Source organism: Halomonas citrativorans (assembly GCF_900163645.1).
Lineage (GTDB): Bacteria > Pseudomonadota > Gammaproteobacteria > Pseudomonadales > Halomonadaceae > Vreelandella > Vreelandella citrativorans.
This window is the reverse complement of sequence record NZ_FUKM01000063.1, coordinates 71491-83405: the sequence shown is the minus strand read 5'-3', so window position 1 is coordinate 83405 and position 11915 is coordinate 71491. Positions and strand designations below refer to the sequence as shown.

The window sequence follows — 11915 nt, the reverse complement described above, 5'->3', positions numbered from 1 at the left end:
GCTTTCGCGCCATGGCGTTTTCGAAAGAGGGAATACTTAGGGTGGAGTCATCAACCCAGTGGTAAGTACTACAGATGTTGCCAATGAGCGTTTCATTGCGCAGACGCCTTGCCGAGATATTTTACGAAGTTACCTTGCCACTGAAGGTTAAGCGGCAGAACCGGCGCAGAGTTTACCAGCAACCTACCTCTTCTGCACCCCGGCGCACTTGAGGCCTGGTGGTATACTGGAATAGCCAGCGCAGGATGCGCTTCGGCGCCACCATCGCTTACCATGGGTGTCAAGCGCATAAGGCGCCATCATTGAACCTGGTCAACATTTCGACCAACGTGTTCGCATCTTCCAGAGGAGTAGCACATGAGCCATTCAATTGCGGTGATTAAAGGCGATGGCATTGGGCCTGAAATTATGGATGCCACCCTGCGCGTGCTCGATGCGCTTGAGTGCGGCTTTGAATACGAGTTTGTGGATGCAGGCCTGTCAGCGCTGGAAAATCATGGAACGTTGATCCCGCAAGCATCGCTTGATGCTATAGAGAAACACGGCATTGCGTTGAAAGGCCCGCTGACCACACCCATTGGCAAGGGCTTCTCCTCCATTAACGTACAGCTACGCCGTCACTTTGACCTTTATGCCAACGTACGCCCGGCAATCAGCTTTCCTGGCACTCGCTCGCGCTTTGAAGACATCGACATGATCACCGTACGCGAAAATACCGAAGGTGCGTATTTGTCTGATGGCCAAGAGATGATCGACGACGGCAACACCGGCATTTCGGTGATCAAGGTAACCCGTAAAGGCTCCGAGCGTATTGTGCGTTATGCGTTTGAGCTGGCCAAAAGCAGTGGCCGGAAAAAGGTCACTGCAGTGCATAAAGCCAATATTATCAAGACCAGCTCCGGGCTGTTTTTGGATGTGGCGCGTGAGATCGCAAGCGAATATCCCGACATTGAGTTTCAAGAGATGATTGTCGATAACGCCTGTATGCAGCTGGTGATGAACCCGCATCAGTTTGACGTGGTGGTTACCACGAACCTGTTTGGCGATATTCTCTCAGACCTGTGTGCAGGCCTGGTGGGCGGGCTGGGCTTGGCACCTGGCGCTAATATTGGTGAAAGAGCGGCGATTTTTGAAGCAGTACACGGCTCTGCCCCTGACATTGCGGGTAAAAAGCTCGCCAATCCCTGCGCTCTATTGTTGGCTGCCGCGCAGATGCTTGATCATTTGGGCATGGCAGACAAAGGCGAAACTATCCGTCACGGCATTCGCACGGTGTTAGAAACCCGCCGTGACATGGTCACGCCCGATATGGGCGGCACGGGCAACACCGATACCTTTGCACAAGCGCTGGTTGAGTACGTCCACGCCTAAATATTCGGCTTGAATACGTTTCTTTAATCGCTATCTGCGCCCTTTCATCAAGGGCGCTTTTGGTTACGAACCCTGCTTGCCCACTGCTAGCAAACCATCGCGGAAGCTCAGCGGCTAATCGAAGCCTTAAACTAACAGACCAAGCGTATCAACGACGGTTAAATAACGTGTGTTAGAAACACCGTAATGGGTTATCAGGCGCTATTAAAAAAGCCCCAAGGCGTTAATAACCCTGGGGCTTTAGTAAGAACGCTATGACTGCGCGCTTATTTTAGCGATGTTTTACGCAGGTAAGGCAGCACCGCGTCAAACTCACCAAATTTTTGCTTGGCATCGTCATCTGAAACGCTTGGCGGAATAATAACATCCTGGCCAACTGTCCAATCAGCGGGCGTCGCCACACCGTGCTTAACGGTTGCCTGCAGGGCATCCAGAGCACGTAGAATTTCAGCGAAATTACGTCCTACCGTCATGGGATAAGTCATGGATAGCTTTAACTGCTTATCCGGCCCAATGATAAACACCGAGCGTACCGTGGCGCTGTCGGCTGGCGTACGGCCATCCGGCAGATAGGCATCTTCGGGCAGCATATCAAACAGTTTGGAAACCTTAAGGCCTTCATCGGCGATGATCGGAAAATCAACGTCGCTGCCGCTATACCGGGTGATATCGTCGGCCCAGCGTTTGTGATCCTCAACGCCATCAACCGACACACCAATCACTTTAGTGCCGCGCTTTTTCCACTCGGCACTTAGCGTGGCTACAGCACCAAACTCCGTGGTGCAAACCGGTGTAAAGTCCTTGGGGTGTGAAAACAAAATAGCCCAGCTATCACCAATCCACTCGTGGAACTGGATAGGCCCTTGGCTAGTTTGTGCTTCAAAATCGGGAACGACCGCATTAATACGTAATGACATTGTGCCTCCTTCGCGGGTGATTACTGCTTTTAATACCTTAAACCACCTTTAAGCAATCCACTATAGAACATTTAGTGCTAAGAAAGCGAATATTCACGCGTGCTATTGGCTGACGTCCAAAGGGCAGCTCCCGTCGCTTTTAAAGCTCCCCTTCGCACGGCTAGCCTAAGCGCTAGAATTGAGGTCTTTATGCTTTACATTACCTCCTCTCTATCGCTGATACTTGTCATCTTCGTTACGCAGTCCTATATTTCAAAAAGCCAACTATAATTAAAAGCGCTTCTGCTCCTTCCTCTTTGGCTGCTTCTTTTCTAGCTGTTTCCTAATATAGAAGGCAAAAAATGCGTATAAGCTTTTTTAATGCCCCTCTCTACCTCGCCTTAAAACGCCATACGTCGTGTATTCGATTTACGCCTCAGGGCGTTATTAAGGATGCCAGCCCGCAATTTCTTGAGGCGATGGGCTATCAACTAGACGATATAAAGGGTAAGCATCACCGCATGTTTTGCGATGATCAGGAAGTCAGCAGTGCTGAGTATCAGCAGTTTTGGCACTCATTAGCTGCTGGAGATAGCCGTCAGGGGCGTTTTTGTCGCGTACGTGCGAACGATGAAGAGGTCTGGTTAGAGGCGACGTATGTGCCTATACGAAATTTTCGCGGCCATGTGACAGAAATCCTGAAAGTAGCGAATGATGTTACCCAGCGCCATCAGGAGTCTCAACGGCAAAAGGCCGTGCTAAGGGCGCTCAATGACTCAATGGCCGTCATTGAGTTTACCCCTCAAGGGGAAATACTCGAAGCCAATAAAAACTTTGAAGCCGCGATGGGGTATCAACAAAAAGATATTATTGGTCAGCACCACCGTATGTTTTGCCCACCTGACTTCTATCGTAAAAACCCTCACTTTTGGGAGCGCTTGGCCCAAGGGGACTTTACCAAAGGCCGCTTTGAGCGCATCACTAAAAATGGCCAAAGCATCTGGCTAGAAGCCACCTACAATCCTGTTAAAGATGAAGATGGCAATGTTACCGAGGTGGTAAAATTCGCAGCAGATATCACCCAACTGGTCGACAAAGCCAATGCGACAACGGGAACGATTGGCTCCGCCCAAACCAGCACGTCACAAATTGAACGTACCGCCAAAGATAGCCTCGACCACCTGGATGAGATGGTAAAAGGCTCAGAGCAAGCCGCTCAAACGCTGGTCCAGGCACAAGAGCTTGTAGAGGCGCTGCATAAACAGTCGCAAAGTATTCATGCAATTACGGCCTCTATTGCCAAGATAGCCAGCCAAACCAACCTGCTTTCTCTTAACGCCGCGGTTGAAGCCGCCCGCGCAGGTGAACAGGGACGCGGCTTTGCCGTGGTTGCTAACGAGGTACGCCAACTGGCTAAAGGATCAAGCGAAGCCGTGGCACAAATTTCCCAGGTGCTAAAAGACAACAGTAACCTTGTCGAACGCACCACCGAAGCCATGCAACAGGTCATTCAACAAAGCAAAGCCGGGCAATCCAGGGTTAGCGAAATTGATGCGATTGTGAACAAGATTCTCCACGACGCTCAGGATGTCGCCCGCTCTATTGAACAACTGGCCGCTGATACGCGGTTATAAGAAACATTCAAACAAAAACACCTCCGTGAAGAAGGCGTTCTTGTTTTCTCTGTAGCAGCGTCAAACGAACGGTCTTAAAAACGGTTTGAAAAGACCGTTTTAAGCAAATACTTCCGTCCATTCACCACGCTTGGCAAGTAGGTCACGGGCGAGCTTCTGAGCGCCTTCCAGGCTGTGGCTCGCGGCCCAGCCGCACTGCATTTCGTTACAGGCAGGCACTTCGGTGGCCACCAGAACGTCGTTCAGGGTTTGCTCAATGATGGTTAACACGTCGTCGTAGTTATCGTGATTGATCATCGCGATATAAAAGCCGGTTTGGCAGCCCATCGGGCTGATATCGACCACTTTATCGGTATGATTACGCGATAGTTCAGCCATCAAGTGCTCAAGAGAATGCAGCGCAGGCATCTCCATGTGCTCTTTGTTCGGCTGGCAGATACGCAGATCATATTTATGAATCTGGTCGCCGTTCTGGCCCTGCTTGATATCAGCAAGACGTACATAAGGCGCTTTGACCTTGGTATGGTCCAGGTTAAAGCTTTCAACGTTCATTTTCTTTTCGGTCATGTTTGCTCCGTGCTTATCGGTGTCGTGGGCCCATTCTACACGCTGGGGTTATACCTTGGGGGCATCAAAATTCCACGGTTCATCGGTATACACGCATACGTTGGCATCTTCGATATCGCCATCCGGTGATTCAACGTGCTTGGCAAAGAAGTCCTGGATCTCTTTACGCTGACAATGTGCTTCAAACTCTTCACGGCTCGCCCAGATTTCATGGAATACAATCGGATAGCTGGTGCCTTGAGCGAAGGGGTTATCGATCTGACGGGTCACCGTGTAGTGAATGCAGGCGTCTTCCCGGTGTGTGTTTGGCTCCAGCGACTGAAGCGCTTTGAACACCGCCTCCTCTTTGCCTGGTTTGGGTTTGAAGCCAGCAATACAGTAAATTTTCTCTGACATGATCGCGTCCTGATATATGAATCGTACGTCATTATGCGGCTTGTTCTTATCGGTTAACAACCTGGCAAATAATACGCTCGGCCAAGGCATCCAGGCCAGGCACTGTCATATCAGGCTCAATGCCCCAGGGATCAAAGGGCGCATCGGAATGACGTCGCACCCAGGCACTTCGCAGCCCGGCATGGGTTGCACCAATCACATCAAAGGCGTTGCTTGAAATTAACCAGGTATGCTCAGGGCGCGCTTCCAGCTGTGAGCGAAGATAGCTATATACCGCTGGGTCTGGCTTAAAGCGCTTGATATCGTCCACGCTTATCACCGCATCCATGTGGCTTTCTACGCCGGCACGTATCAGCAGCTGTGTTACCGCCTCCGTCGTGCCATTGGAAAACGCCACGCAACGAATGCCCGCATCACGTAACTGATCAAGCGCATCCACCACATCCGGGAAGGCTGGGAGCTCTGCATATACATCCATCAGGTGGTCGTGGTCATTGCCAGAAAGACCTGCTTGCAGCGCACGACTAGTAAACACCAGGGCTTCTCTCGTGCATTCTGAAAAAGGCACATAAGCGCCCATTAAGGCATGACGAAAGCTGTACTCAAGCTGTTTTTCCCGCCAGCGCTTGGCAAATTCTTCTGCGTTGGCGGCATCGTTAAGTCGCCGTTCGAGTTCCGCCGTAACGCCTTGGGTATCAATCAGCGTGCCATATACATCGAAAGCCAATACCGGTTGCATAGCCACTCCTAACGTATCCGTTCACCGTTACTGTAGTTAGTAGCATAGCTGCCCGACCAAAAAACAAAAACGCCGCTGCATAAATGAGCAGCGGCGTTACAAGATCAGTGTCTTTTCATTAAATCGTAAACGCAGCTTCCTGGTGGCCCGCTTTTAAATCGCCTGAGCGGGTAAGTTCATCGGTTACCCGGTCAATGGCGCGCTTGGCACGGCCAATCACGTCATCAACTTCTGCGCGGTTAATGGTCAGCGGAGGCGCAAAACCTAAAATGTCACCTTGGGGCATGGCGCGAGCAATCAGGTTCTCTTCCATGGCGGCGGCGGCCACTCGCGGGCCCACTTTGAGGGCGGGGTCAAAGTGCAAGCGCTGCTTGGCATCCGGTGAGAACTCAAGCGCGGCCATTAAGCCAACACCGCGTACATCCCCCAAGAGCGGATGACCTTCAAACGTGGCCTTAAGCTGCGCCTGGAAGTAGGCACCGGTTTCAGCCGCGTTGCCCACCAGGTTTTCACGCTCGATGATATCCAGGTTGGCAATACCGGCGGCACAGCCCAGCGCGTGGCCAGAGTAGGTCCAACCGTGACCGATTGGGCCAAACTCACCCGTGCCCTGCTCAAGCACTTGCCATACTTTTTCGCCCACAATCACACCAGAAAGCGGCTGATAGGCGCTGGTCAGGCCTTTAGCAATCGTGACCAGGTCCGGCTTCATGTTGTAGTGGTGGCTACCAAAATCAGAGCCGGTACGTCCAAAGCCACATACCACTTCATCGGCAATCAACAGCACATCGTACTTGGCCAACACCGCCTGAATCGCGTCCCAGTAACCTTCGGGCGGCGGTACGATACCGCCTGTGCCCAACACCGGCTCGCCGATAAACGCAGCCACCGTATCCGGGCCTTCTTCGAGAATCATCGCTTCCAGCTTGTCGGCACAGAAGGAGGAAAACTCAAGCTCCGTCATACCGTGCTGCTCGGCGGCACGCAGGTAGTAGTGCGGTGCTTCAGTATGACGAATGGTATCAATCGGCAGGTCAAAGTGGTCATGAAACGCCTTCAGACCGGTCAATGAACCAGAGGCAATGCCCGAACCATGGTAGCCGCGCATACGCGAGATGACTTTTTTCTTCTGCGGGCGGTCGAGTACGTTGTTGTAGTAACGCACAATTTTCAACTGGGTTTCATTAGCGTCACTGCCCGACATGCCGTAGTAGACCTTGGACATGTTCATGCCAGCGATTTTCAGAATACGCTCAGAAAGCGCGATCTGCGGCTCGTTCGAGTGACCTACATAGGTGTGGTAGTAAGAGAGCTCCATCGCCTGCTTGTAAATGGCTTCGGCAATTTCCGTGCGGCCATAACCGATATTGACGCAGTAAAGCCCGGCAAAGCCGTCGATAAATTCGCGGCCATCCTTATCCACAATATTGATGCCTTTACCGCCAGTAATCACACGGCCCGGCGCATCGCCATGGGCGAAGTCACGCAGGTGGGTAGAGGCGTGAAAAGTGACTTTGCGGTCGCGTTCGATCAGATCCTGATGTTGGCTCATAACGTTCTCTCTGTACAATAAACCTTCCTACAGTCAGGAAGATTTTAAAAAATTAGTAACAACGTAAATTTTTATACCATCAGCGCAGCTAGCTTCCCGAGACCGATCCAAGCGCTCCCAGACAGTAATACTTGGTTTCGAGATACTCGTCGATACCGGTGGAGCCGCCCTCACGGCCAAGGCCAGACTGCTTCACGCCGCCAAAGGGCACCGGCGGGCCGGTCATCTTGACGGAGTTTACACTGACCATGCCGTACTCCAGCCCACGCATCAGCTTCCATATCCGCCGAATATCATGGGTATACACATAGGCCGCCAAGCCATACTCGGTATCATTGGCAAGCTCAATGACCTCTTCGTCGCTCGAATAAGCGGTAATCCCGGCCACCGGGGCAAAATTCTCTTCCCGCCACACTTTCATTTGTGGCGTTACGCCTGTTAGCAACACCGGCATAAAGAAGTTTTCGCCCGGCGCTTGGTTCTGGTCTCCCATCACCAGCGTGGCGCCCCGAGAAATCGCATCATCAACAATCGCGGCGGCCTTCTCTACGGCCTGGCGGTGAATCAGCGGGCCGAGATCGATCTCGCCCTGCAAACCATTTCCGACGGTTAATGCCGCCATGCGCTCGGTAAACTGCTCAACAAAGGCGTCATGAATGGATTCGTGCACCAGAATCCGGTTGGCCGCCAAACAGTCCTGCCCCGCCGTTTGAAACTTGGCGTCTACCGCCGCATAAGCCGCCTCTTTAGGGTCCATATCCGGCCCGACGATAAACGGCGCATTACCGCCCAACTCCAGTGAAAGGCGCTTAACGGTCCCAGCACTTTGCTCCATTAACAGACGGCCAACGCGGGTGGAGCCGGTAAACGACAGCGCCCGGATACGTGGCTCGCTGCACAGTATCTTAGAAACCTCGGCAGGCTCACCCAAGACAACGTTAAAGATACCGTCCGGTATGCCTGCCCGCTCGGCTAATTCTGCCAGCGCCAGCGCTGAAAAAGGCGTTTCATTGGCCGGTTTCACAATCACCGGGCAGCCAGCAGCCAGCGCGGCCGCCGCTTTACGGGTAATCATTGCCAGCGGAAAATTCCACGGCGTAATCATCGCGGCAATACCAACAGGCTCTTTAATAGTGCCCAGCGAGGCATTAGGGATATGGCTGGGAATCGTTTCCCCGTAAGTGCGCTTACCCTCTTCCGCAAACCAGCGCACGAAACTTGCTCCGTACTCTACTTCGCCCCGTGCATCGGGCAGCGGTTTTCCCTGCTCCAGCGTCATGATGGTCGCCAGGTCTTCGCGGTTGGCCTGAATCAAATCGTACCAAGCCAGCAGGCGCTCGCAGCGCTCATCGGCACGCAGTGCGCGCCAGTGAACAAAGGCTGACTCAGCGGCATCCACCGCTGCGGTAATCTGCTCGGCTTCAAGCAGAGGAATATGCCCGATAGCTTCGTTGGTTGCCGGGTCATACACCGCTTCTTCACGGCCACCTTCCCCATGCGTCCACTTGCCATTCACATAAGCGTACTGGCGAAACAGGCGCGGATCTTCTAGCCGTTTAACCAGCGTGGTCGATAGTGTGGTCATGGGCACCTCCCCTGGTTGAAGCCATTAACCGGCGACAAACCGTTACACGTTGACGATTGAAGAGATCGGCTTTTGGTCGATCCTTTCGATGTGCCTAGCGTAAGGGAGAAGACGCACGAAGTGTTTTTGAAAGCGAAGTGGTTTAGCTTGGTTTTTTTTGTCTAAACCGCGTTTACAGCAGTTTTTTTTGGCGCTTGCCGCCAAACCGAGACTAACTGACAAAGGCGATACCTAAAGAAGTCTAAACATTCGTTATGTTGTGGTATACCTACCCTTTCAACAAAAATGGCCGATAATGCCACGTCGGTTTTAAATAAACTTCACCTTACGCTATGGCCTACCCTGCTAAAACGACTGGTTTTAAGATCTTACCCCTGTAAAGATCGCGTAATGCCAGCTCTACCGGGCCAAGGGGAGCGTTGTGTATCAACTTCCTTACTTTAAGCAGCTTTCCCAACAAATTAATGGCACAACAGTTCGGAAAAAGTACGACGTAGATCGTCACGACGAGCGTCTATACTCGCTGACCGTGGTCACTACGCTCTTGGCAATTTTTTACTTTTCTTACACGTTGGTGGATATCTATATACTGCCCGATATCACCTTTAGATCTCTATTGTTACGCATATTAATCATTGGACCACTTACCATTTTCTTGTTTGCCTATTACAAACGTCCCGCTTCCATTCGCCGTAAAGAGCTTGCAAGCGTAGTAGTCGTCGTTTTGGGAACGGCAGTTTGGTGTATAGCGCTGCTGGGATCGGAAAATCCACGCGTGCTTCATTATTTTTATGCTGGCCTGATTTTCCAACTGGTTCTTACCATTGTTCTGACGCCGCCGTTTGAATACAGCATCTATGGCTCATTATTTGTGTGCATTTGCCTTTACACCACTATCTGGTTTCTACCCGGCGCTAATCTTGAGTACGTGGTCAACCACTTGGCTTTTGGCATCCCCGCTGTAGTGCTGACGTTAATGGCCAACTATCGTTTCTCCGCTGAGTCGCTACGCCTATACCTGCAGAATATTAATACTGACCTGTTACGTTCCGAACTTGCTGAACGCAATGCAGACCTGGAACGGATTTCCAATATAGATCCGCTAACAGGGCTATCTAACCGTAGAGGCCTCGCCCGGAACTCAGCATTGCTATTACAAAAATGCGCTTCACAAGAGCATATTGCTGTTGTGATTGTAGACGTGGACTATTTCAAAGCATTTAACGATCACTATGGGCATGCGGGTGGAGACCGCTGCCTACAAGCAGTTGCAGAGGCTATTCGCGACGTGTGTACATCGGAGGATATAGTGTGCCGCTTTGGGGGCGAAGAATTTCTGGTTTTACGCTCAATACGTAATAGTACTAATCATAACGCTTTAATACTGGCTGACAGGATACGGGCAAACGTCGCCAACCTTGCCATTTCCCACACTCAGTCAAGCTTTGGCATCGTTACCGTGAGTGCGGGGGTGTGTACTAGCCCTACTCCTCCTATGGATGAGCTCAACAAGTTGATTCAGGCGGCTGATCAGGCATTATATGACGCAAAACATGAAGGTCGAAACCGGGTCCGTGAGCGACATTTCAATAGCACTATAGAAATGGGCAACTCAGTAACTTAATAGGCTGATCCGTCACACAACGCCTGTACCCTCCACATCAATACCAATCGGCTGACGCTTAACCGTTTTGGTCACGATATAGGTGAAGTAACGCTCAATGCCCGCTTCGGATACCAGCCATTTATCCATGAGCCGCTGGTAGCTATCAATCGTGCGGGCTTCAAACTTCACCAGATAATCGACCCCACCGCCGACGGCGACACATTCGGTGACCTCTGGCGTATCCATGACCAAAGCTTCAAAGCGCGCAAAGCTTGCGGCGTTGTGGGCTGTAAGCTCAATTTGCACCCACACAGGGTTGCGCGGCACCAGTACATCGGCATTGACCCGCGCGGTATAGCCCTGAATGACCCCGGCTTTTTCCAGGCGTTTAACCCGCTCCCAGCAGGGGCTGACCGAGAGGTTAATCGCCTCGGCCAGTTTGGACTTGGTGATCCGCCCATCACGGGAGAGGATATCGAGAATTTTAAGATCAAAACGGTCGAGTTTCATCATGCCTTAGGCTATGCCTCCAGGCGGTCGACAACATCGGCAATCACCGCAATGGTGTCCCCCATATTGACCAGGGCCGGGGCGCGCCGGGCCATCAAAATGCCATCGCGTTCGGCGCGGTAAGCAACCGGCTCGCTACCGGTACGGGTCATATCGTACACGTAAGCCAACACCTGCCCTTTGGTCACGGCATCGCCCAGCGCCACGCAAAGCTCAAGTACGCCGGAGTGCTGGCTCTGTACGTAGCAGCTGGCGTCAGGCATGTCGAGATAGACCTGGCCGCCTTGCGGCATATCCACCTCACCCTCTAGCAGGCCGTAATGGATCAGAAAGTTACGTACGCCGCGCTCGGTAATCGCCATACTTTGTGGCGTGGAGGTGCCACCACCGCCAAGTTCTGTGGCCACAAACACCTTGCCTTGGCGCTCGCAGGCAGTATCGAAGAGTTTTTCGGCATCCAGCTCAAACATCACCATGGCGTAAGGCGCGCCAAACGCTTTGGCGCCTTCCAGCGCGGCCTGTTGCTGGGCTTTATCATCAAGCACATGAGAAGCACCGAACGGCAGAATATCCAGCGTGCGGCCACCGGAGTGTAGGTCCAGCACCACATCGCTCATGGGCACCAAAACGCGGGTAAAGTAGTCGGCAATTTGCAGCGTTACGCTGCCGTTGGGGTCACCGGGGAAGCTGCGGTTAAGATTGCCCTTATCCATCGGCGATGTCCGCTTGCCTGCCATAACGGCGGGCGTATTCATGCACGGCACGATAATCACCCGCCCACTGACGTCCTCTGCGGTAAGCGCGTTGGCTAGCTTGAGCAGCGAGGTAATGCCTTCGTATTCGTCGCCATGGTTGCCGCCGGTTAATAGCGCCGTGGGGCCTTCGCCATTTTTCACCACAGTAATCGGGATCATTACCGCCCCCCAGGCCGAGATATCGGTGGAGATAGGCAGCTTTAAAAAACCGTGCTGCACGCCGTCAGCATCAAAGTCGACAGTCGCGGAAATCGGGCTTGGTCGCAGGGTCATAACGACTCCTTAATCAGTTACTTAACGGCTT

The 11915-nt window shown here is 52.4% G+C and carries 11 protein-coding genes; 3 read left to right on the top strand and 8 right to left on the bottom strand.

The features are described 5' to 3' along the window. Positions 1–357 precede the first annotated feature (357 nt). Entirely contained in the window at positions 358–1371 is a 1014-nt protein-coding gene (locus CZ787_RS18420; RefSeq protein ID WP_087111992.1) for an isocitrate dehydrogenase, read from the top strand. Between the two features lie 266 nt (positions 1372–1637). On the opposite strand, the gene CZ787_RS18415 is transcribed toward CZ787_RS18420, so the two are convergent. Then, on the bottom strand, positions 1638–2288 hold the full coding sequence (locus tag CZ787_RS18415; RefSeq protein ID WP_087111990.1) for a peroxiredoxin: 651 nt from the start codon (positions 2286–2288) through the stop codon (positions 1638–1640). A gap of 341 nt (positions 2289–2629) precedes the next feature. On the opposite strand from CZ787_RS18415, the gene CZ787_RS18410 reads away from it, so the two are divergent. Continuing rightward, positions 2630–3901: a PAS domain-containing methyl-accepting chemotaxis protein gene (locus CZ787_RS18410; protein WP_087111988.1), complete on the top strand. Its 1272-nt coding sequence runs from the start codon at positions 2630–2632 to the stop codon at positions 3899–3901. Between the two features lie 99 nt (positions 3902–4000). On the opposite strand, the gene CZ787_RS18405 is transcribed toward CZ787_RS18410, so the two are convergent. The 5 genes from CZ787_RS18405 to CZ787_RS18385 all read right to left on the bottom strand — a co-directional run bounded on the left by CZ787_RS18405 (position 4001) and on the right by CZ787_RS18385 (position 8740). Further along, a complete protein-coding gene (locus CZ787_RS18405; RefSeq protein WP_087111986.1) occupies positions 4001–4468 on the bottom strand; it encodes an S-ribosylhomocysteine lyase in 468 nt (155 codons plus the stop codon). Between the two features lie 48 nt (positions 4469–4516). After that, positions 4517–4864 (bottom strand): putative quinol monooxygenase, encoded by a 348-nt coding sequence (locus tag CZ787_RS18400; RefSeq protein WP_087111984.1) that lies wholly within the window; start codon positions 4862–4864, stop codon positions 4517–4519. A 46-nt stretch (positions 4865–4910) separates the two neighbouring features. Continuing rightward, complete coding sequence (locus CZ787_RS18395) at positions 4911–5603, bottom strand: haloacid dehalogenase type II (protein ID WP_087111982.1); 693 nt, start codon at positions 5601–5603, stop codon at positions 4911–4913. A 118-nt stretch (positions 5604–5721) separates the two neighbouring features. After that, positions 5722–7155 carry an aminotransferase gene (locus CZ787_RS18390; protein WP_087111980.1) on the bottom strand — a complete coding sequence of 478 codons (1434 nt, stop codon included), beginning with the start codon at positions 7153–7155 and terminating at the stop codon, positions 5722–5724. 88 nt (positions 7156–7243) lie between these two features. Then, complete coding sequence (locus tag CZ787_RS18385; protein ID WP_087111978.1) at positions 7244–8740, bottom strand: NAD-dependent succinate-semialdehyde dehydrogenase; 1497 nt, start codon at positions 8738–8740, stop codon at positions 7244–7246. Between the two features lie 421 nt (positions 8741–9161). Between CZ787_RS18385 and CZ787_RS18380 the strand changes: the two genes are divergently transcribed. After that, a complete protein-coding gene (locus tag CZ787_RS18380) occupies positions 9162–10364 on the top strand; it encodes a GGDEF domain-containing protein (protein ID WP_087111976.1) in 1203 nt (400 codons plus the stop codon). A 12-nt stretch (positions 10365–10376) separates the two neighbouring features. Here the strand turns inward: CZ787_RS18380 and CZ787_RS18375 are convergent, their stop codons facing one another. Both CZ787_RS18375 and doeB read right to left on the bottom strand, forming a co-directional pair. After that, a complete protein-coding gene (locus CZ787_RS18375; RefSeq protein ID WP_087111974.1) occupies positions 10377–10859 on the bottom strand; it encodes an Lrp/AsnC family transcriptional regulator in 483 nt (160 codons plus the stop codon). Positions 10860–10867: 8 nt separating this feature from the next. Next, the gene (doeB, locus tag CZ787_RS18370; RefSeq protein ID WP_087111972.1) at positions 10868–11884 is read right to left on the bottom strand and encodes a N(2)-acetyl-L-2,4-diaminobutanoate deacetylase DoeB; all 1017 of its coding nucleotides are present in this window, start codon (positions 11882–11884) and stop codon (positions 10868–10870) included. Positions 11885–11915 lie beyond the last annotated feature (31 nt).